Raw genomic sequence first — 21,584 nt, forward strand, 5'->3', positions numbered from 1 at the left:
ATCCTAACCTTGAAGGAGGTACACGTTGGTCGATTCGAGCGGCAACAACCTTGTTTTTCTACTTTGTACGCCGAGGAGCGGAAGCTCTCTGGCCACGGTTATGCTCCAAAATCACAGTAAATTGTTCGCCACCCAGGAAATGTGGTTCCTGATGAGCTTGTATGATCTGCAATCGCCGCAGCGCCGCGCTTATGGCGGGACGGGCATCCTTAACCAGTTCTATAACGGCGTTCTGCCTCAACACAGCTTTGAGCAGGCTTGCCGAGCTTTTGCCCTCCAGGTCTATAACGGCTTAATGCAAAGCAGCGCCGGAGCGGAGATGGTGATCGACAAGTCGCCCAGATATTATTATCTGCTTGAGTTTCTGGATGCTCTGTTTCCGCACTCTCGGCGGATCTGGCTCATTCGCAATCCGTTCGCGGTGCTCGCTTCCCATAAGAAGGTGAACGGACAGCGGGGAACAAGCTTCAATCTGAAGGAAGACATGCGAAACGGAGCCTTCGATATGAAGGTTGCCGATCTGACGATCGGGTTGTTCCGCTATTTCCGCTACTTCGCTCAAGCTAATCCCTTCACGCACCGGTTGTCCTACGAGAAGCTGGTGACGAACCCGAGAGAGCAGATGATCGAGGTGTGCCGATTTCTGGGCGTTGCCTATGAAGAGGGACTGGAGCAGTACGGGAACTTTAGAAACACCGCCAAGTCTGACTTGTATTACAGCATGGGGGTAGGAGATCCGTTTGTTTCGAATCATTCGGAGGCGAATCGGGATTCCATCGCGATCTGGAAAGACGTGCTGGACAAGCAGGAGATCGAAATGTACGGCCGAGTGCTTGGCGCTCAACTCTTTCATGATCTGGGGTACAGCGAGGAGCTGGCTGAAGCGGAGAAGCTCACGGGTGTACGCTTCGAACTTGAACCGGATGCGGAGCTACTCGATCTGTACACCAAGCAACTGGCGGATGCGACAGGCTGCAGGTGGGAAGCGGATTACGAGATGCGAACGGATTCGGGTACATCCGAAAATATTGTGATACCGGAACGGTACCATGATGAGAAATGGCTGCATCCGGAGGAGCTTCAATTGCAGATGACCGTGCGCATGCTTGAGAAACGTCTGGAGAACAGCGCCAAAGAGCGCAGACAGCTGAAACTGCAGCTCGACACCATGAAGCGCAAAGCCAATCGGCTGAAAATGCTGATTCCTTTCGGCAATCGACTGTCCCAGCTGGCTTCGAACTACTTCAATAACGGCAGGCTGAACAAATGAGCGCGATTGTCGGCATTTATCAGCATACTGGGCATCCGATCAGCAGCAGGGACAGCGGCGGAATGATGGAAGCCATGGAGCGGTACGATGCCGATGATGTTCAAACATGGACGAACGGCGCGGTCTTCCTCGGCTGCCGGGCGAAGTGGATCTCCCCCGAGTCGGTAGGCGAGCGAATGCCTTATTACGATGCCGAGCGCAAGCTTGGAATCGTTGCCGACGCCATCCTCGACAATCGCCGGGAATTGTTTGAGCTGCTGCAGGTTTATCCCGCTCATCGCGGTAAGATTACGGATTGCGAGCTTATTCTGCTAGCGTATCGCAAATGGGGGCGTCATGCTCCGGAATATCTGATTGGCGATTTCGCATTCGTGATCTGGGATAAAGCGAAGCAGGAGCTGTTCGGTGCAAGGGATTTGCTGGGGCATCGCTCGCTGTATTATGTTCACGGCCGCGATCGGTTTGCTTTCGGCACGACGATTGCTCCGTTATTCGCCTTGCCGGATGTTGTCAAAGCGCTTCATGAACCGTGGCTTGCGGAGTTTATGGCCATTCCGGAGATGTTCGAATCGACGGACGTCACCTCCACGCCTTACCGGAACATTCATCAGCTGCCGCCTGCTCATACGATAACGGTCGCGGATGGACGCGTTTCGCTCAGCAGGTACGGTTCCTTGGAACCGAGGTCGATGCTTCGGCTCTCTTCGAATCAAGAGTATGAAGAGGCATTCCGGGAGGTATTCGATGAAGCGGTGAGGTCAAGGCTGCGCACGCATCGTCAAGTGGCGGTAACGTTAAGCGGCGGACTGGACTCCGGCTCCGTCGCCAGCTTCGCCGCACGTGCTCTGCGTGAGGAAGGGAAGTCCTTGCATGCGTACAGCTACATTCCAACCGGCGATTTCACCGATTGGACGCCCAGCAGCACAGCAGCCGACGAAAGCCGGTTCATTGCTGCCACGGTTCGGCATGTAGGGAACATTTCTCACCAAGCGATGGATTTCGAAGGGATCAGCCCGTTATCCGAAGTAGACGAGTGGCTGGACATGCTCGAGATGCCTTATAAATTCTTCGAGAATTCCTACTGGTTGAAAGGGATACACGAGCGAGCCGGCGGACAAGGCGCAGGAGTGCTGCTCACCGGGGCAAGAGGAAACTTCACCGTTTCCTGGGGGCCGGCGCTCTATTATTACGCTACGCTGCTCCGAAAGCTGAAATGGCTGGCATTCATGCGGGAGCTTCAGCTGTACAGCGCTAATAAAGGGATAAGCAGATCGCGCTTATTATCCGTGATCGGCAAGCAGGCATTCCCGATTCTGGCTAAACGTTCGCAGCAGGCGAGCGAACCGGAAGCGATTCCGACGATGCTGATTCATCCCGATTTTGCCAGGCGAACGGATGTGTTCGCCAAGCTGCAGGAGCATCGAATCGGCGTGAACGGCTCTACAATCAGCGATCCGCTGGAGCTGCGCAAGGAGAAGATGCAAGATCTTGCTGTCGGGAACAAGAACGGCGCGTCGGCAACGAAATTGTCCTTGCGTTACGGCGCGTGGGAACGCGATCCGACCTGCGATCCCAGAGTCGTGCGGTTCTGCTTCTCGGTCCCGGTGGAACAGTATGTGCAAGGCGGCTTGGATCGTGCGCTTATCCGGAGGGCGACAAAGCATTATTTGCCCGACGAGGTAAGGCTGAACCAGCGCATTCGCGGCATTCAAGGAGCGGATTGGGTGCACCGCATCGCGCCATCCTGGAAGCCGTTGACCGATGAACTGAGGCAGCTGTGCACGGATCCTGCAGCAGCCCAGTACCTGCACGTCAACCGGATCCGGGACGCCGTCTCTCGGCTTGGCGATACGCCTCGCCCGGAGCACGCGTTCCATCCGGAGATGAGAATGCTCATGCGCAGCCTGATCATCTACCGGTTCCTAAAACGGTTTTAGAAGATTTTATGAAGCAACTAAAAGTTGCATAAGGGAGAAAGGGTATGTGCCGGAGAGTTTACGCGCCGCCTTTGATAGTGTGTTGTTACCTTCTAATCTCATGATAGAGAACACAGTATCAACAGCGGCCGCAGGCACATCCCTGATCCCTGAAGCTCCTACTTTTAGATCGCTTTTAAAATAACTATAAACTCGTTAACTCCATTGAGAGGGGGTGAAAAACCATGACGAACAAAAAAGAATGGCAAGTTCCGACTGTTGAAATGCTTGACGTGAGCGAAACGATGTATGGCAAAGGGATGACGAATATTGACTTTGTAACGACGGACGATATGGATATCTATAACCCGAGCTAGTTCGGTCCAAGCGCCCTTATACAATCCGCGCAAGTGGATTGTATAAGGGATTTTTTGTTATTGCCCAGAAAGGAGAGGTTGATTTGATATCTGCCGGCGAACACACGATATATAAGGCTTTCGGTATGTGGATATCGAGTACAATTCCGCTGCCCGAACTACCTGTATCCGGTCCGATGAAAGAGGGGGAGAATCCGGATGTAATCATTCATGCGGCTGAACCGGATAAGTTATGGGACGAGCTGCAGCTTGGCGGCAGCAATTTCATGTACAAAGACGGCCGATTCCTGTTCCTCATTCCGGAGACGGCGATTTATTGCATTGAAGACGGATATCGCATTACGGTGGCTCCGCTTGATGGCGCAGATCAGGAGAAAGTACGTGTCTATTTGCTGGGTACCTGTATGGGCGCACTGCTCATGATACGCAATGTGCTGCCTTTGCATGGAAGCGCCATCGTGATAGACGGCAAAGCCTACGCGTTTCTTGGCGATTCGGGAGCAGGCAAATCAACGCTTGCAGCCACGCTGGTAAGCAAAGGATATGAGCTCATAAGCGACGATGTCATCGCGGTTTCCTTCTCGGGAGAAGGCGGAAGGCTTGTCGTTCTGCCGGCCTATCCGCAGCAGAAGCTGTGGCAGGAAAGCATTGATCAGCTGGGCTTGGCATCGGGGCACTACCAATCCGTATACCGGGAAACGACGAAGTACGCCGTGCCGGTGCTTTCAAGATTTTGTAACGAGGCGGTTCCTCTTGCAGGCGTGTTCGAGCTGGTGAAGTCTCAATCGGCTGCTGCGGTTTCAATCAAACGGTTGTCCAATCTGGATCGGTTGCGTATCGTGCTCATGCATACGTACCGAAACATGCTGGTCCCGCGCTTAGGGCTGGAGCAGTGGCATTTCAAGGTTTCGTCCGGCATGGCGGATCAGGTTAACGTCTATCAGCTCATTCGGCCAACGGCAGGATTTACGGCGAACGAGCTTGCATCAGAAATCATTCGCACCATCGAAGAAGGAGGCATATAGTCATGACGAAAGTTTACTTGGCGGAACAACAGGTTACCCAGTCGCCTGACAGTATTGTGAGCGACATGAATGGGGAGAAGGTCATGTTCAGCATTCATAGCGGCAAATATTATAATCTCGGCATGATTGGCGGCCGCATTTGGGAGCTCATCTCGACACCGGCTACGGCCAGCGAATTGGTAGAGACGCTCCTGCAGGAATACAACGTTACACGGACAACCTGCGAGGAACAGGTTGACGCGTTCCTTCGCAAGCTGCATCAGGAATCACTGATCGAGGTTCGGAACCTTGAAGCGCAGCGTTAAGAAGTTTCTCGCTCTGCCTGCGGAGAAGAAACGGTTCATGCTCGAAGCGTTCCTCTACTTAGGCTGGGCTCGTATATTGAAGGCCGTACCGTTTTCTCGGCTCGCGCCATCGCTGGGCAGACGCATGTTCGAAACCCCGCACTCGCATGATCCGGTAAACGAAAAGTCGATTCGCCTAATTGCGCAGGCGATCCAGTTGATGAGCCGTCATACCCTCTGGGAAAGCCAGTGTATGGTCAGAGCGATCGCAGCGAGCAAAATGCTGAAAAGACGCCGGATCGAAAGCACGCTCTACTTAGGTACGGCGAGGGACGAGCAGGGGAACATGATCGCGCATGCCTGGCTGCGCAGCGGGCCATTCTACGTAACCGGGGCCGAGGAGATGAAGATGTTCACGATGGTGGCTTCATTCGGATCGGACGAAACGCAAGGAAAGGAATGAAGGTGTCCCAATATGGAGAACAATCGTACCCTGGATCTAAGCGCTTTTCCTGAAGAATTAAACATCATGCTGGCGTTCATGCAGATGAATGCCGATCAGGCGCAGCATTGGGGCAAGCCATCGATGCCTGACATCGATTGGTATCAATTTCTGAAACTGATCCGGCATCATCGCGTTTACCCGCAGCTGTATTCGAAGCTGAAGAACAACAACCGGATTCCTGCCGATGTTTTGCAAGCCATCCATCAGGATTACGGTAGGAATACGTTTCAAATGCTCCGTTTAAGCGGCGAAATGGACCTTGTGTGCCAATCCTTCCTGGACCAAGGGATTCCTTCATTGGTTCTTAAAGGACCCGTGCTTGCCAATCTGCTATATGGCGATATCTCGCTCCGAACGTCCAAAGATTTAGATATTCTTGTTCCTATGGAGAGCGTGGAGACGGCGGAAGAAATGTTGACCAAGCTCGGATATGAGAGCGATAGTCACGTTCCGCGGTTATTCAATTGGAAGTGGAAGATGCATCATATTTCGTATACGCACCCGCAAACGAGAATTCAAGTGGAGCTTCATTGGCGGCTCAATTCCGACATGGGGAAAGAACCCCCATTCGAGGAGCTTTGGGAACGGAGGAGACGCAGTTCTCTTACGAGAAACGAGATTTATATGCTAGGGAGCGAAGATCTCTTCATGTATTTGGTCTCGCACGGCGCCCGTCACGGCTGGTTTAGGCTCCGCTGGCTGGCGGATATTGATCGGTTGGTGCGCCAAGGTGTGAACTTTGAAACGCTCATCTCGCTTATGCGACGCTATGAATGCCTTCAGCTTGGAGGACAGGCTCTAATTCTCGCTTCCGCACTGCTTGGCACGCCGATACCAAGCCCAGCCAAACCGATGATCACTGGCAGCCACCATCGCGAGTTGGCTCAGCGCTCGCTCTATTTCATCCGGGATATCGTCGCCTTCTCGCCAGTGCCGAGTTCCCAGGAATTGGCCAAAACCTATAAACGTTACTTATTTGCATTGAAAACGACCCGGCAAAAGTCGGTTTATATAGTCGGACAATTATATCCCAGCTTCAGGGATACGGAGGCGATGCCGCTTCCGAAACAATTGCATTTTCTATACTTTCCCTTAAGGCCGTTCGTCTGGTTATGGCGGCAAATGAGGCAGGAAGCATAGAAGGATCCAGCCTATTCAAGTATGACACGATAGCACGTAAAAGAATGACAAGCACCTCGGAGGCAAACATGAGCGCAATTGCAGGTATTCTTTGTTGCAACGAAGAGGCTGTATCGATAGAGGATTGCATGAAGCTTATGCAAGCTTTGCAAAGATACCCGGCCGATGATGTACAAACCTGGTATGGCGGGTCCGTATTTCTGGGATGCCATGCCCAGTGGATTACACCGGAATCGGTTCATGAACGTCTGCCGTTCTATGATGAGGTACATAAACTGGCCATTACCGCCGATGCGATCATCGACAACCGGGATGAATTGTTTAACCGGCTGCGAATTGATTATTCCCGGCGGAAAGGGATGACGGACAGTGAGCTTATTTTGTCGGCATACCTGAAGTGGGGGAAGGCAGCTCCGCGCTATTTGATCGGCGATTTCGCTTTTGTCATCTGGGACGAGAAGAAGCGCCTTCTTTTCGGAGCACGCGATTTATTGGGAAACCGCACACTCTATTATCATCGGCAAGAGCGGCACTTTGCCTTTTGCACGGCGGTCAATCCGTTATTCGAGATCACAGGTGTCAGGAAGGCGATTAATGAGTCATGGTTTGCAGAGTTTTTGGCCATTCCGATTATTCTCGATTCCGTCGACGTGAACGGGTCGGTATACAGGAATATGGAGCAAATTCCCCCTGCACACAGCTTTACGATCGAGGGTCGTAAAATGACCCTGGAGCAGTACGAGACGCTGGAGGTACCCCGGGATCAGCTTCGGCTGAAATCAAACGGCGAATACGAGGAAGCTTTTCGCGATGTTTTTCAAGAGGCCGTAACGTCGAAGATTCGGACATTCCGTTCGGTCGGCGCAAGTTTAAGCGGTGGATTGGATTCGGGCGCAGTCATAAGCTTTGCCGCAGTCCCCTTGCGTAAGGAAGGGAAACCATTGCACACATACAGTTACGTTCCTTCGCCCGATTTCGTGGATTGGACTTCGAGAAGCATGATGCCCGACGAAAGTCCGCACATTGAGGCAACGGTACGGCACGTAGGGAATATAAGGCACAAGAGCTTGGATTTTTCGGACAGGAACTCGTTCGGGGAAATCGACGACTTGGTCGGGCTTCTGGAAGCGCCTTATAAGTTTTTCGAGAATTCATTCTGGATCAAAGGGATTCTTGAAAAAGCGCGGCTGGATGGGGTCGGCATACTGCTCAACGGCGCGCGGGGAAATTATTCCGTTTCTTGGGGACCGGCCATGGACTACTATGCCAAGCTGCTAAGGAAGCTGCGCTGGTTCCATTTTTACCGCGAGCTAAAGCAATACGGAAGACAGATGAATGTAGGAAGATCCCGGCTGCTGCCCATTATCGCTAAACAAGCCTTTCCATTTGCGACCAGGTCTTTTTACTCCAAGGGACCGAAGAACGAAATTCCGAATCTCGTCCATCCGGATTTGGCAGTAAGAACAAATGTCTTCGAAAAGCTTAAACACCATGACGTCGGCTTGGGCGGGGCCTCGTTCGATGAATTCGAGGCGAGAGACTATCAATTCGGAAATTTGGCAACCTCAAACCATCAAGGCACATCTGTAACCAAGTTTTCCCTGCGCTATGGCGTTTGGGAAAGGGACCCGACCTCCGATCCGAGAGTGGTTCGCTTCTGCCTGTCCGTGCCGATTGAGCAGTATGTACAAAACGGGATGGACCGTTCGCTAGTCCGGAGGGCAACCGAATCGTATTTGCCTGATGAGGTACGGTTAAACCAACGCATTCACGGCGTTCAAGGAGCGGATTGGGTTCATCGCATGATTCCGATATGGGGCGTATTTAACGAAGAACTTCGGAAGCTTTGCCGGGATCCCATCGCCTCGCATTATTTGAACGTGGGTCAAATCAAGGCATCGCTTGAGAAAATCGGCCATGCGCCAAAGCCGGAGCATGCATACGATCCGGATGCGAGATTATTGATGCGTGGCTTGATTGCTTACCGGTTCCTGAAGCAATTTAGGTGATTAATTCCGCTTGAAGGGAGGTGATACATATGGAGAAGCAAACACGGAAAGAATGGCAACAACCGATGCTCGAAGTACTCGACGTTAACATGACGATGGGTGGACCGAACGGTGTATTCCCGGACAAGAACGGCAAAGGTTCCAACAAAGGACACGCTTTTGAATCCTAAAAGCACCTGATACATGGCATACCACTTGAGCCCTTATACGAAGAAAAGCGTATAAGGGCCTCTTCAAGTTTCTTCTTAATTAGTCGTAGATACTCTACTGAAAATGAGGTGAGGAAGATGAACCCTGCTGTCAAACGAACGATTTATAGAGCATTTGGGCTGACGATAGCAAGCGAAATCGCCTTGCCGGAGCTACTTCTGGGACCGGAACAAGCGTGCGAAGCGGATGTTTATTTCGAAAAGGAAGACTTGCGTCAAGCCTGGAACGAGCGCAGCGGCAGCGACGATTATTATGCTCTTGACGGCGATGAACTTATGCTGAACATAGAAGGCACGGCCATTTACAGAGTCCGGGGAGGGAACCGGATCGCTGTCTCTCCGACAATCGGAGCGGAGGATCCCGTTGTTCGGCTATACTTGCTCGGCACCTGCATGGGCGCGCTGCTGTTCCAGCGCAAGCTGATGCCCCTGCACGGAAGCGCCGTTGTCATTAACGGCAAGGCTTATGCGTTCGTCGGCGATTCCGGCGCGGGCAAATCTACCCTTGCCGCCGCATTTCTAAAACGCGGCTATACGCTTCTTACCGACGACGTGATTGCCGTAACGTTTAACCGCGACCGAATCCCCGTCGTCATTCCCTCTTACCCGCAGCAGAAGCTTTGGCAGGAAAGCATCGACAAGCTGGGGATGCAGTCCGATCGCTATGTTCCGCTGTACGAGACCAAATATGCGATACCTGTAGCTTCCATGTTCTGCAAGGAGCCTGTCCCTCTAGCCGGCATCTTTGAACTTGCGAAGGCAGACAGGAAGGAAACGGAGTTTCGTCATCTCCAAGGGCTGGAGAGACTACCTACCATTCGTTATCATACCTACCGCCAATTTCTGATCGCTCAGCTAGGCTTGGAGCAGTGGCATTTCGCTGCTTCCGTATCGATCGCCGATCGTATTGACATGTACCAATTGCGCAGGCCGACTGAGGGATTTACCGTAGACGATCTAGTAAGCCGAATCTTGAATACAATTGATGAAGGAAAGCGGATTTCGCACGGATAAGGGGGGAGATCAAATTTGGAGCATTTGCTGAACTATATCAAAAAATTGCATCATTTTGCCGGAAGCAAGCTCTATATCAATCTCATCGGCATGATGGTAATCAGCTTTCTGGAAGGGATTGGCATCTTTCTGTTGATTCCGGTGCTTGGTTTAATCGGGGTTCTGGGGTTGAACACGGAAGGAATCCCGTTCGCTGCCGCCTTGGTGAAACCGTTAGAGGCTATACCGGACGAAGTGAGATTGCTTGTTGTTCTTGGCGGGTTCATTCTGCTGATTGCAGGTCAGGCGCATATGCAGCGCAGGCAAACGCATTTGAATCTGGAAATTCAGCATGGATTTATCAGGTATCTCCGAATGGAAATCTATCAGGGGTTGCTGCAGGCCAAGTGGGCGTTCTATCTGCAACGAAGAAGATCGGATTTCTATAACATCATGACCAACGAGCTGTCGCGTGTCAGCCAAGGCGCTTATCTCGCGATGCGTTTAATGACCACGATTCTGTTCACAGCGGTACAAATCGGCTTTGCGCTGTGGTTGTCGGCACAACTGACGATTATGGTCTTGATCTGCGGATTAGCCCTTGCCGTGTATGCAAGCCGATTCATTAAACGGTCCAAAAGCATCGGGGATGAAACCTCCGAGCTTGCTCAGCATTATATGGGCGGGATGACCGATCATTTTAACGGGATGAAAGACATTAAGAGCAATCGTTCAGAAGCGCAGCATTTAACTTGGTTTCGCGCGCTTTGCGGCAAAATGGAGCATAACCTCGTTCACTTTGGGAAAACGCAGGCTACGTCCCAGTACATTTATAAAGTGGCATCCGTCATTATTATTACGCTATTTGTTTACGTATCTCTGGAAGTGTTTCATGTGCAGGCCGAGAAGCTCATGCTGATCATCATCATCTTCTCAAGGCTGTGGCCGAAGTTCTCGAATTTACAAGCCAACTGGGAACAAATTGCCCAATCGCTTCCCGCGTTCAAGAGCCTTGCGGATCTTCAGAAGGATTGCGCCATGGCCCAAGAATTGGATGTCCAAACCCATTCGCCAAACGAAGAAACGGTTCGTATGGAGCGAGGCATCGAATGCAGAGGAATCTCTTATCGTTATCATGGAGGTCAATCCTCTTACGCTTTACGGAATATCAACCTGTCCATTCCGGTTAATCGAATGACAGCTATCGTTGGAAAATCCGGTGCCGGGAAAAGCACCTTAATCGATATCATCATCGGACTCATTCAACCGGATGAAGGAGAGGTTCTCGTAGATGGACGCAATTTGGCCAGTGACTACAACTTCTCGCTTAGAAGATCTGTCAGTTATGTCTCGCAGGATCCCTTCTTGTTCCATGCAAGCATCAGGGACAATCTGTTGATTGCTTCTCCGGAAGCAACGGAGGCCCAAATGTGGGAGGCGCTGCAGTTCTCTGCTTCGGATGAATTTGTTCGCAACCTGCCGCAAGGACTGGATACCATACTGGGTGACCGCGGGGTTCGGCTTTCAGGCGGGGAACGGCAGCGGATCGTACTGGCTCGGGCGGTATTAAGGAAGCCGAGTATTCTGATTCTGGATGAAGCAACCAGTGCCTTAGACAGCGAGAATGAAGCCCATATACAAGGCGCGCTTGGTCGTTTAAGAGGGAGAATGACCATTATTGTCATTGCTCACAGGCTGTCAACCATACGCAGCGCGGATCAAGTGGTTGTATTGGAGAAAGGCGAAGTGATTCAACGGGGCGGCTATCAGCAGCTTTCCGCGGACATGAAAGGCACGTTTAGCAAATTGCTGCATTTTCAATCGGATAAAGTTGTGCCTTAATGGGGGAGTGGGGCGGTACCACGCGGTCTGTTATCCGAGTCCTAGTAGTGGAAGTGAAGGCTGACCGAGAAAGTCGCTCGAGAAAGTCGTTCCCGAAGTCCGACGGTTCCCAGAGATAGTTGCCCGAGAATGTTGCACCAAAGTCTAACGGTTGGACCTGTACGATTCACTGGATTCCCAGCGACGAGAAAATCTTCCTATAAAGCAAGCCTGTACGCTTCGTTGGATTTTCGAGGAAAGCTCTAACGAATCTTACAGGTCTTATTTGCCCTAAAAAGCACGTTTTGGAATTCTAACGAATCGTACAGGTCTTATTTGCTCCAAAACCCCTGCATTTCTGCTTAATACTACTAAATAAGCCCTCTGTGATTCGTTAGAATTTCGAAGGTGCCCATTTCTGCAAAATAAGGCTTCTGTGATTCGTTAGAAATTCCGAAGTGCCCTTTTCTACAAAATAAAGGCCTCTACAATTCTTTAAAGCGGCACGCACTAGGGAGATGTTGACAGCGGCAGGGGAGTGAAGGTTGCCCGAAAAAGCTGCCCGAGAAAGTCGCTCCCCAAAGTCTAACGGTTAAATAAACAGAATCCCTCCGCCTAGCAGGGGAATGTATCAATCGATTCGACAAACCTCTGGAGACACGGGCAATTGAGCGAAAGATAGGTGGAGGTGGAGGTAAGAGTCAGTAAAGTTCTTTACATGTTAAGAGAGAGCCAAGTGGCTCTCTCAGATCAAGATTATTTCGAGCAGAGGGGGTTAGTTGCCAGTGAGTTAGTTTCGGGTTAGTGGCCGGTGAGGTAGTTTCGTTCTTCGAGGTAGTCGATAATAGCCGCTATGGATTGTTCAACGGTTAACTGTTCCGTATCTATAATTAGCTCGGGCGTTCTCGGGATGTCATACTGACCGCTTACCCCCGTGAAGTTGGGAATCTGTCCGCTTCTTGCTTTGCGGTACAAGCCTTTCGGATCTCTCTTCTCGCATTCTTCTAACGAACATTTTACGAAAATTTCGTTGAAATCCCCCGGTTGAAGCAGCTCTCTCACCATATTGCGGTCTTTCTCGTTCGGAGAGATGAACGCCGCCAGCACAACTAAGCCGGCATCCACGAACAACTTCGAGATTTCACCGATTCTGCGAATGTTTTCTTGGCGATCCTCATCAGAGAACCCGAGGTCGCGATTGAGTCCATGCCTGATATTGTCCCCATCGAGTACATAAGATGCAATACCTCTGGCATACAATTCCTTCTCCAGTGCAAACGCCAGCGTTGATTTACCGGAGCCGGATAAGCCCGTTAACCATAACGTACAGCTTCTGTGACGATTCCTCTTCTGCCGGTCATCCCTTGAAATATTAGAGTGATGCCATGTGATATTGTCGCTCTTGTGGTCCAACGGTTCCTCTCTCCCTCCAAAAACTTGTACACCTGATTAATTAAACATGGAGGAAATAGTCGAATCATGACAGGCAAATTGTTCCGTTCCTTGTGCAGTGCAAAGAACATCAAGAAAACGCGAAGATTTGAAAAAATTGGGTTGAAAGCGCTGCAACTGTTGATGTATTCTGGAGGTATGTGAAACGTTTCAATTCGTTGCAAGATTAGCTGTGAGAATAGAGTTTGAGGGAGAGGGATTACGAAGTGAATTCATCATCATCATCCGTTTATAAAGTCGCTTTTATCGGCTGCGGCAAACGTGCGCATGAACATGCGATCGGGGTACAAACCGACAGCAGATTAAAGGTTGTCGCGTTGTCCGATATTTCAGCCGCATCAGCCGAAACGCTGAATAATGAGTTTGGCTTTCAAGCCAACATCTATACCGACCACAAGGAAATGCTGGAGAAGGAGAAGCCTGACGTTGTTCTCATCTGTCTCTGGACACCGTTGCATCTGCCGGTATTCCGCGATTGTGCGGAAGCGGGCGCGAAAGCGGTATTGTGCGAGAAGCCGATGTCGGCAACATGGGGCGAATGCCAAGAGATGGGTAAGATCGCAGACGAGTTCGGCTGCCAGCTGACCTTCTCGCTGCAACGACGTTTCGCTAAGGGAAATCAAACGGTGCGCCGTTTTATCAAAGAAGGCCGAATCGGCCAGGTGCTTCGCCTAGACCTCTATTCTCCGCCTAATCTGCTCGATTGCGGCATCCATACGTTTGATCAAGCGATTAGCTACATGGACGAAACGCCGGCGAAAACAGTGCTTGGGGCAGTCGATACTACCGAAATATATAACTGGTTCAACGTGCCGTCCGAATGCGGCGCGACCGGTCAAATTCTATTCGCGAACGGCGTACAGGCGAGCCTCTATTCCGGCTCTATCGATACATGGGAACCGAGTCAGGATATGACGAAGATCTGGGCCGGCGTTCGCGTCATTGGCACCGAAGGTTTTATCGAAGTAATGTGGGACGGGCAAATCGTCAAGGGAATCAACTACGACGATCCGTCTTGGAAGCCTGAGATGGAGCTGTCCTCGATGTCCGATCAAATGATCGGTTATGTCCGCCATGCGATTGACTGCTTGGAGTCAGGCGCGGAGCCTGAAGCTTCGCATCAGAAGGCAACTCGCGCTTCGGAAATTATTTTCGCAGTATATGAGTCGGTACGCCGCAATGCGCGGGTAGAGCTTCCGCTTACCGGCGTTACGGACAGTCCTTTCATCACTATGCTGAATGACGGCCAATTCACGAAATAAAGGAGCGGGAAACTAACCATGACCAGACCGAAACTTGGATTAATTGGAATCGTTCATGAAGAAGCGAAGCAGGATTTCTGGGGTACGATGAAGCGCGTAGCCGAGATCGGCTATAAGGGAATCGAAGGCGGCGGCGAGCTGCTCAAGGGAGATGTCGACGCGAATGTCGCGCGATTCCATGAATTGGGATTGCAAGTGGCTACGCATAGTGTTCCCAGCAAGGAATTGCTTCGCGACGAGAAGGAAGTCGATCGCCTGATTCGTGAGGCACACGCGCTGCAAACGAAGGACGTTACGTTCTGGTGGGACGTCGTTGATAATAGAGAACAGCTGCTACGCGATGCTGAATTGTACGATGCGGCAGGTGCTCGTTTTGCGGCTGAGGGGCTGCGATTCTGCTATCACAACCATGCGCATGAATTCGAGAGAACGTTTAACGGCGTATACTCGCTGGATATTCTGGCTGAGCATACGGATCCGAAGCATCTGTTCTTCCGTATGGATGTGGCTTGGATTACGCTCGGCGGCGCGGATCCGGCGCATATCCTTCGCAAGATGGCGGGCCGTGTTCCGGCCATTCATCTGAAAGATGTGTACGGTACAGACGAGGTTGGGAAGTGGACGGCTGTCGGTACCGGCGTCGTCAACATTCAAGCATCGATCGAAGCAGCTACCGAAATCGGCGTGGAATGGATGACGGTCGAGCAAGATCAGCTGCGTAATCTCACAGGCATCGAGACGGCGACAGTCAGCTACTTGAACTTGAAAGAAAAAGGCTTGCTCTAATAGATCTTGATCAAATACAAGCAATATGGACAGGCTGCCGGGCTAATAACTCGGCAGCCTGTTCTTTTTAATTGCAGGCAAGCTGCACACTTTTCTCTTCCCGCTGCGTCTAGATATTGAGATATCTACTTGTTATTGGAAAATAGGGGGCAATCACATGCTGAAAAGGGTCGCAGTCATTGCTGCAATGATGCTTGCAATGACGGGATTTGCTTGGTTGGGGCACGGACAGGCAGAAGTGTCTGTCGCGGGTAAACCGATCGCAGCGGAACAGAAGCCAGCGGAGGAACGGCTGTATCGCGTCGAATTAAATGGTAAATATGGTCTCATCAATAGTAAAGGCGAGCCGGTAGTAGCGCCGATCTATGACGGCATATGGTACGACAACAAGCCGGGAAACTCTTATGTCATCACGAATCTTGCAGAGAAGAAGCAGACGTACTATAACCTTGCGGGAGACAAGCTGTTTGATTGTGCGATGAATAGTTGCGGTTTGATGTATGACGGACTGGCCATTTATTCGGAAAAGATTCTAGGCGCTAACGGCAAGACTGAGCTTCGGTACGGCTATAAGGACAGCCAAGGACAGATCGCCATTCAGCCGATTTATAGGATGGCGTTCAACTTCTCGGAGGGGCTTGCCCGAGTCAATCTTGGCAAGGCTTCCGGCTTCATCGACACGAAGGGGCAGTTGGTTATTCCTTATCAATTCAGTTACACCGCGGACTTCTCGGAGGGAATGTCGGCCGTTAAACTGGCCCTCAACGGCAAGTTCGGATATATCAACAAACAAGGGAAGCTAGTGGTCTCTCCGCGTTTTACGCAAGCAGCGTCATTCTCTGACGGAACAGCAGTTGTATATGAGAATGGCAAATATGGTTATATCGATAAAACCGGGAAGTATATACTGAAGCCGCAGTTCTCGATGGCGCAGCCGTTCTCGGAAGGGCTGGCGTTCGTGGAACGCAATGGGGTAACCTTCTATATCAACAAGAAGGGACAGAAGATCATCCAGAATATTAATGCGGGCGGAACCTTCTCCGGCGGTCTGGCACCGGCAAGCACAGGGCAGAAATACGGCTTTATCAATACTTCCGGCAAGTTCGTGATCAAGGTGCAGCTCGAATGGGCGGCCTCATTCATCGGGGAGTTGGCAGAGGTTTATATTAACGTTCCGGACTCGCGGGACTATATACGAGGATATATGAACCGCAGCGGAACGATTGTATGGCCGCCGCAGTTATGAGTCGCCACAACAGCCGCTTACTTCCATCCATCGATGGGGGTAAGCGGTTTTTCTATGTCACTCTGAAACATTAAGTTATATAATAGAGTTGTTTGAAAGCGATTTCAGGAAGGGGGAGCAGGGTGATTAACTTGATGATCGTCGATGATGAAGAAACGACGCGAAATAGTTTGATGGAGCTAGTGCCCTGGTCTGATTGGGGAATTACAGAGGCGCATTCGGCGGAGAACGGCATTGCGGCGCTTGCGCTTGCAGAGAAGTTCAAGCCGTCGATATTGCTGACCGATATTCGCATGCCGAAGATGAACGGCATTGAGCTGGCACAGAGGTTCCGCAACCTCTATCCGGAGTGCGAGATTGTATTCCTTAGCGGCTTCTCGGACAAGGAGTATTTGAAATCGGCGATTCAGCTGCATGCCGTCGATTATCTGGACAAGCCTGTCGACATGGAGCAACTGAAGACGCTGTTTATCGCAGTTGTGAAGAAGATTGAACATGCGGCTACCCAAAAGGTAGATATTCAGTACCGGCGCGAGGAGATCGTTGTGGATGTAATCTGCAACAAAACGGATCTGTCTGTCTGGATGGATCGTGTCGACTCCGGCATTTTGCCGTTAACGGCAAGCGAACCCTTCCGCGTCTATACATTTCTGTTTAATTGGTCCTCTGCCACAGCAGAAGACGAGAAACCGCTGATCAAGCAGCGAATCCTTCACCTGTTGAATCATGCGCCGAGCAACACGGATCTACGCTATATCGCCGGATTCGTGGGAGACAGATGTTTGGCGATCATCGCCAATGATGCAGCCGCGGTTCAACAGGCGAAAGCCGATGCATTCGCCAGGCATATGCTGGACTGGATTCAAGAGGCTTCGCAGGGGAATTATTCGCTGTCTGCGGGCTGCAGCGATCAAACGGTCCGAACCGATGCATTCTCCTTGTCGTACAAGGCGGCGACGGAAGCAGCGAGACGTCAATTTTACGCGGGAACGAATCGGATTTATTTTCCGAATGCTGCTGCGCCCGGCTGTTATGACCTGGACAAAGGAGTTTATAACCGCTTTAAGAAGATGCTCAGAAGCGACCCGCCCGAAGCAATAATCGACTATGTCAATCAGTTGACAGAAGCAATCGCCGGCGCCGAGGACCCCGACATGAATAAGATCAGAAACCTCTATTTCAATCATTTGCGGATTCTGTTTGAAGTGACGATGCAGTGGGATGCTGCCGATTCCGGCGACGAGCAAGAAACGACGTATATGTGGCGTGAAATCGATACGCGGATTACCCTTAACGAGCTTGCCGCGTTTCTGCGCTCGAATATCGAAATGACGATGATGAAGCCGGAGAGCAAGGCAGGCGGCATCGAGAAAATCGACGAGATCAAGAAGTATATCGCAAGCCATTACGACAGCAATCAGCTGTCGATTCAGACGATCGCGCAGCATACGTATTTGAGTCAAACGTACTTATGCGCTTTTTTCAAGAAATCGACCGGCCGTACCCTGAATGAATTCATCACGGCGCTTCGCATCGAGAAAGCGAAAGGGCTGCTGCAGGACCGCAACAAGAAGCTGTACGATATTACAACCGAAATCGGACTCACGGATACGAACTATTTCTCCACGCTTTTCAAGAAATACACGGGCTCCACACCATCCGAGTATAGGATGAAGCAGCTCTATGAGAGTTAACATCTACCGCGATTTGAAAATGCACTATAAGCTTTTCCTGCAATATTTACTGCTGCTTGCGATTCCATTCACATTGTTTATTATCGTGAATTACCGCATCTCGTCTAAGGATCTCGAGACGCAAGCGAGGTATTCCTCCCGGCAAGTATTCGAACAGAGCCGTTCGTTTATGGAGTTTAAGCTATATGTCGCCAAGAACTTCTTAACCATCCTGGCTTCGAATGAGAAAATCCAAGATATTTTGCATCGGAGCGCCAGCTATTACTACAACAGCTACGGGTTATGGAGCTTCGATGTCGAAGGCATCCGCAAGCAATTTTATATTACGAAGCCAAGCGAAGACATTATCAAAACAAGCTTATATACCTCTCAGGCTGTCGCAAGCACGAACGAAACCGATGACGTTATGAGCACCAATCGGATTTCGTCCACCGCGTGGTATGCGAATTTGAATAAGAGCAGCACGACGTTTGAGGTATTCCCGAGCATGATTCTGCTGAATGATTTGCAGAAGGAGAAGACGCCGACGTTTACAATCGCAAGAAGTATCTTCGATAACGAAAGCTTCCAGAATGTGATCGGGGTACTCAGCGTCGATATGCCGAAGAGTATATTCGAATCGATTCTCGATCGGGTAGCGTTTACGAAGGAATCCTCCGTATTTCTGATCAATCAGGCGGGCGAGATCTTGGTTCATTCCTCCCATGCGAATGCAGGGATGCTGTCATTCAAGTCGGACATTCTGAAAGGGAGCACGAACGATCAGTTCAAGGAAGGGGTCTGGGGCAAGCGGGTTTTCGACAATGCGGAGTATTTGGTCGGGGCGCAGCTGGTCGAGGATTCGGACTGGTATTTGGTCAGCTTGACTCCGTATAAGGAGATTCTGGGCTCGCAGAAGAAAGCGATGAAGCAGATGCTGGCCATTGCCTTCTTAATTGCGATGTTCCTGCTGCCGCTGGCCTTTCTCGCTGCCGCGTCCGGTACGCGCAGAATTCGCGGTCTGATCTCGCAAATGAAGAGCGTGAAGCAGGGCGATTTCGACCTGCAAATTCAGCACGAGGGCAAGGATGAGATCGGGGAATTATCGCGGAACTTCAAATCGATGATCGCCAAGGTTACGCAGCTGCTCGATGAGAAGTATGCGCTGGGGCAAGAAGTGAAATCGATGGAGCTCAAAGCACTGCAGGCGCAAATTAATCCGCATTTTCTCTATAACACGCTTGACCTGATTTACTGGAAGGCGATGCGCATTCAGGAGCAAGGCATCTATGATCTTGTCCAATCGCTGTCCAAATTCTATAAGCTTAGCTTAAGCAAAGGGGAGGACATCGTCTCCTTGCGCAATGAAGTGGAGCATATTGCCGCTTACATTGACATTCAGAACGCGAGGTTCAAGAACGGCATTACGCTTGTGGTCGATATTCCGGAAGCGCTCTATGAACATGCGATGCCCAAAATCACGCTGCAGCCCTTGGTCGAAAATTCGATCATTCACGGCATTCTGGAGACGGAAAGCGAGACAGGGACCATTACGATCAGCGCAAATGCCGTCCATGGCAAAATCGTGATCATGGTGAAAGACGATGGGGTGGGCATCTCGCAGGAAAACCTGGAACGTATTTTCAACCGGGATCGAACCGACCCCTTCCACGGATATGGCGCAAATAATATCAATAAGCGTATTAAGCTGCTTTATGGAGAAGAGTATGGACTCACTTATCGGCGCAATGATGGCCCGGGCGTCACGGTCATCATCGAGCTGCCGTGGTAACCCATCGGCCCCATTTCCTGTGCTGCGTCCGCGAGAACCCATTGACAACATTCAAACCGGCATGTGACAATTAAAGATGAATCGAAAACTACAACTGAAACGAGTGGGTCGCGATGAAGTATTGGCGCAAGCATGATACCGGACAATCGCATATCCCCTTTTCGAAAAGGGACCGCGTGGAAGCTTAAAGCTTCCGCTCGGTCCCTTTCTTATATTAAAGCAAGAAAGGGGATCACTCGGCATGTTAGTCGCTGAACAACAAGAGAGGGGTGTTGACATGACGCCTGTCGTATTGGATGGAAAGCAGCTGGTACCTGAACTGGTGACGGAAGTGGCATTGGATTCCAGAGCGGTCACATTGTGTGCGGATGCGGCCGAGCGCGTGAGCAGATGCCGTGAAATGGTGGAAGAGCTGGTTGCCGCCGGCAAAGTCGTTTATGGCGTAAGTACGGGTTTCGGTAAATTCAGCGATGTGCATATCTCCCCTCAAGACGCCGCGAAGCTGCAAATCAACTTAATTCGCAGTCACGCCTGCGCGGTAGGCAGCCCCTTGCCGGAAGCAACGGTTCGGGCGCTCATGCTTCTGCGCGCCAATGCGCTTGCCAAAGGGTATTCCGGCATTCGTCCGGTCACGCTGCAATTGCTGATCGATTGCATCAATTTAGGCGTGCATCCCGTTGTACCCGAGCAAGGCTCGCTCGGCGCCAGCGGTGATTTAGCGCCGCTTTCCCATCTGGCGCTCGTGCTGATGGGCGAAGGGGAGGCATTCTATCAAGGGGAGCGGCTTTCGGGCGCTGAGGCGCTGGCCCAAGCAGGGCTGAAACCCATCACCTTGCAGGCAAAAGAGGGGTTAGCGCTCATCAACGGTACCCAGATCATGACCTCGATCGGCACGCTTACCTTCATGAAAGCACAGCGATTGGCCCAAATCGCAGACGCGATCGCATCGCTGACTTTGGAAAGCTTGCGCGGGATCCCGGAAGCATTCGCTGAGGAAGTGCACCTCGCACGGCCTTATCCGGAACAAATCGGCGTAGCCAAGAATCTCCGTACGCTGTTGAAAGGCAGTAAACTAACGACGCGGCAGGGAGAGATCCGGGTACAAGATGCTTATTCGCTTCGCTGCCTGCCGCAAGTGCATGGGGCTACTCGCCAAGTGCTTGATTATGTGCGGGATAAACTGACGATCGAAATCAATTCCGCTACCGATAATCCGCTCTTATTCCCGGAAGATGGGCAGGTCATCTCGGGAGGCAATTTCCATGGCCAACCGATCGCGTTTGCCATGGATTTTCTGAAAATCGGGATGAGTGAGCTTGCGAATATTTCGGAACGCCGAACCGAACGGCTCGTCAATCCGGCGTTATCCGGTGGCCTGCCGCCTTTCCTTAGTCGCAACCCGGGTATCGGATCAGGCTTGATGATAACGCAATATGTAAGTGCATCGCTCGTTTCGGAGAATAAGGTACTCGCCCATCCGGCAAGCGTAGATTCGATTCCGTCATCGGCCAACCAGGAGGATCACGTTTCCATGGGGACAACGGCTGCCAGACATGCGGTACAGGTAGTTGACAACGTTTCCAAGGTGCTTGCGATTGAATTGATCTGTGCCGCCGAGGCAGCCGAGTTTATCGGGGCAGACGGGTTAGCTCCCGCAACGCGTGCGTTATACGAGAAGCTGAGAACCCTCGTTCCGCCGGTTGTGGATGACCGTTCCACTTCGGCCGATATTGAAAGAACAGCGAACGCATTGCTGTCCGGCGAATTTCTGGTCGCGGTGGAAGCCATTACCGGACCACTGTATTAGTCAATCATGTTCTAGGG

General features: G+C 51.2%; 18 protein-coding genes. 17 read left to right on the top strand and 1 reads right to left on the bottom strand.

Features of this window, described 5'->3' with window-relative positions; translation table 11 throughout:
• Nucleotides 1-25: 25 nt before the first annotated feature.
• The 11 genes from BM412_RS03045 to BM412_RS03085 all read left to right on the top strand — a co-directional run bounded on the left by BM412_RS03045 (nt 26) and on the right by BM412_RS03085 (nt 11,570).
• Nucleotides 26-1,270 carry a sulfotransferase family protein gene (locus BM412_RS03045; protein WP_091213786.1) on the top strand — a complete coding sequence of 415 codons (1,245 nt, stop codon included), beginning with the start codon at nt 26-28 and terminating at the stop codon, nt 1,268-1,270.
• Entirely contained in the window at nt 1,267-3,207 is a 1,941-nt protein-coding gene (locus BM412_RS03050; protein ID WP_091213788.1) for an asparagine synthase-related protein, read from the top strand. The genes BM412_RS03045 and BM412_RS03050 overlap by 4 nt, the downstream gene beginning before the upstream one ends.
• A gap of 224 nt (nt 3,208-3,431) precedes the next feature.
• A complete protein-coding gene (locus BM412_RS31755) occupies nt 3,432-3,563 on the top strand; it encodes a paeninodin family lasso peptide (protein WP_143111553.1) in 132 nt (43 codons plus the stop codon).
• Nucleotides 3,564-3,646: 83 nt separating this feature from the next.
• Nucleotides 3,647-4,588 (top strand): HPr kinase/phosphorylase, encoded by a 942-nt coding sequence (locus BM412_RS03055; protein ID WP_256256095.1) that lies wholly within the window; start codon nt 3,647-3,649, stop codon nt 4,586-4,588.
• 2 nt (nt 4,589-4,590) lie between these two features.
• Entirely contained in the window at nt 4,591-4,893 is a 303-nt protein-coding gene (locus BM412_RS03060; protein WP_091213791.1) for a lasso peptide biosynthesis PqqD family chaperone, read from the top strand.
• 37 nt (nt 4,894-4,930) lie between these two features.
• Nucleotides 4,931-5,335, top strand: coding sequence for a lasso peptide biosynthesis B2 protein (locus BM412_RS03065; RefSeq protein ID WP_091220126.1), 405 nt, complete (start codon nt 4,931-4,933; stop codon nt 5,333-5,335).
• A gap of 12 nt (nt 5,336-5,347) precedes the next feature.
• Nucleotides 5,348-6,517 carry a nucleotidyltransferase domain-containing protein gene (locus BM412_RS03070; RefSeq protein ID WP_091213795.1) on the top strand — a complete coding sequence of 390 codons (1,170 nt, stop codon included), beginning with the start codon at nt 5,348-5,350 and terminating at the stop codon, nt 6,515-6,517.
• A 68-nt stretch (nt 6,518-6,585) separates the two neighbouring features.
• On the top strand, nt 6,586-8,526 hold the full coding sequence (locus tag BM412_RS03075) for an asparagine synthase-related protein (RefSeq protein WP_091213797.1): 1,941 nt from the start codon (nt 6,586-6,588) through the stop codon (nt 8,524-8,526).
• Nucleotides 8,527-8,555: 29 nt separating this feature from the next.
• Complete coding sequence (locus BM412_RS31760) at nt 8,556-8,696, top strand: paeninodin family lasso peptide (RefSeq protein ID WP_143111554.1); 141 nt, start codon at nt 8,556-8,558, stop codon at nt 8,694-8,696.
• Between the two features lie 117 nt (nt 8,697-8,813).
• Nucleotides 8,814-9,749, top strand: a complete 936-nt coding sequence (locus BM412_RS03080) for a phosphoenolpyruvate carboxykinase (ATP) (RefSeq protein ID WP_091213800.1) — start codon at nt 8,814-8,816, stop codon at nt 9,747-9,749.
• A 15-nt stretch (nt 9,750-9,764) separates the two neighbouring features.
• Nucleotides 9,765-11,570 carry an ABC transporter ATP-binding protein gene (locus BM412_RS03085; protein ID WP_091213803.1) on the top strand — a complete coding sequence of 602 codons (1,806 nt, stop codon included), beginning with the start codon at nt 9,765-9,767 and terminating at the stop codon, nt 11,568-11,570.
• Nucleotides 11,571-12,350: 780 nt separating this feature from the next.
• Here BM412_RS03085 and cysC read toward each other — a convergent pair.
• On the bottom strand, nt 12,351-12,962 hold the full coding sequence (cysC, locus tag BM412_RS03090; RefSeq protein WP_091213806.1) for an adenylyl-sulfate kinase: 612 nt from the start codon (nt 12,960-12,962) through the stop codon (nt 12,351-12,353).
• A gap of 245 nt (nt 12,963-13,207) precedes the next feature.
• On the opposite strand from cysC, the gene BM412_RS03095 reads away from it, so the two are divergent.
• The 6 genes from BM412_RS03095 (at nt 13,208) to hutH (ending at nt 21,567) form a co-directional block, all read left to right on the top strand.
• The gene (locus BM412_RS03095) at nt 13,208-14,263 is read left to right on the top strand and encodes a Gfo/Idh/MocA family protein (RefSeq protein ID WP_177245636.1); all 1,056 of its coding nucleotides are present in this window, start codon (nt 13,208-13,210) and stop codon (nt 14,261-14,263) included.
• An 18-nt stretch (nt 14,264-14,281) separates the two neighbouring features.
• Nucleotides 14,282-15,049 carry a sugar phosphate isomerase/epimerase family protein gene (locus BM412_RS03100; protein WP_091213810.1) on the top strand — a complete coding sequence of 256 codons (768 nt, stop codon included), beginning with the start codon at nt 14,282-14,284 and terminating at the stop codon, nt 15,047-15,049.
• A gap of 157 nt (nt 15,050-15,206) precedes the next feature.
• A complete protein-coding gene (locus tag BM412_RS03105; protein WP_091213813.1) occupies nt 15,207-16,295 on the top strand; it encodes a WG repeat-containing protein in 1,089 nt (362 codons plus the stop codon).
• Nucleotides 16,296-16,417: 122 nt separating this feature from the next.
• On the top strand, nt 16,418-17,989 hold the full coding sequence (locus tag BM412_RS03110; protein WP_091213816.1) for a response regulator: 1,572 nt from the start codon (nt 16,418-16,420) through the stop codon (nt 17,987-17,989).
• A complete protein-coding gene (locus BM412_RS03115; protein WP_091213819.1) occupies nt 17,979-19,760 on the top strand; it encodes a cache domain-containing sensor histidine kinase in 1,782 nt (593 codons plus the stop codon). Before BM412_RS03110 ends, BM412_RS03115 begins: the two co-directional genes overlap by 11 nt.
• 241 nt (nt 19,761-20,001) lie before the next feature.
• Entirely contained in the window at nt 20,002-21,567 is a 1,566-nt protein-coding gene (hutH, locus tag BM412_RS03120; protein ID WP_091213822.1) for a histidine ammonia-lyase, read from the top strand.
• Nucleotides 21,568-21,584: the final 17 nt, after the last annotated feature.

Source organism: Paenibacillus sp. BC26 (genome assembly GCF_900116125.1).
GTDB classification, from domain to species: domain Bacteria; phylum Bacillota; class Bacilli; order Paenibacillales; family Paenibacillaceae; genus Paenibacillus_Z; species Paenibacillus_Z lignilyticus.

Coding starts and splice junctions, on each gene's coding strand:
- BM412_RS03050 (WP_091213788.1), top strand. CDS start 1,267: ATGAGCGCGATTGTCGGCATTTATCAGCATACTGGGCATCCGATCAGC.
- BM412_RS31755 (WP_143111553.1), top strand. CDS start 3,432: ATGACGAACAAAAAAGAATGGCAAGTTCCGACTGTTGAAATGCTTGAC.
- BM412_RS03060 (WP_091213791.1), top strand. CDS start 4,591: ATGACGAAAGTTTACTTGGCGGAACAACAGGTTACCCAGTCGCCTGAC.
- BM412_RS03065 (WP_091220126.1), top strand. CDS start 4,931: ATGCTCGAAGCGTTCCTCTACTTAGGCTGGGCTCGTATATTGAAGGCC.
- BM412_RS03070 (WP_091213795.1), top strand. CDS start 5,348: ATGGAGAACAATCGTACCCTGGATCTAAGCGCTTTTCCTGAAGAATTA.
- BM412_RS03075 (WP_091213797.1), top strand. CDS start 6,586: ATGAGCGCAATTGCAGGTATTCTTTGTTGCAACGAAGAGGCTGTATCG.
- BM412_RS31760 (WP_143111554.1), top strand. CDS start 8,556: ATGGAGAAGCAAACACGGAAAGAATGGCAACAACCGATGCTCGAAGTA.
- BM412_RS03080 (WP_091213800.1), top strand. CDS start 8,814: ATGAACCCTGCTGTCAAACGAACGATTTATAGAGCATTTGGGCTGACG.
- BM412_RS03100 (WP_091213810.1), top strand. CDS start 14,282: ATGACCAGACCGAAACTTGGATTAATTGGAATCGTTCATGAAGAAGCG.
- BM412_RS03105 (WP_091213813.1), top strand. CDS start 15,207: ATGCTGAAAAGGGTCGCAGTCATTGCTGCAATGATGCTTGCAATGACG.
- BM412_RS03115 (WP_091213819.1), top strand. CDS start 17,979: ATGAGAGTTAACATCTACCGCGATTTGAAAATGCACTATAAGCTTTTC.
- hutH (WP_091213822.1), top strand. CDS start 20,002: ATGTTAGTCGCTGAACAACAAGAGAGGGGTGTTGACATGACGCCTGTC.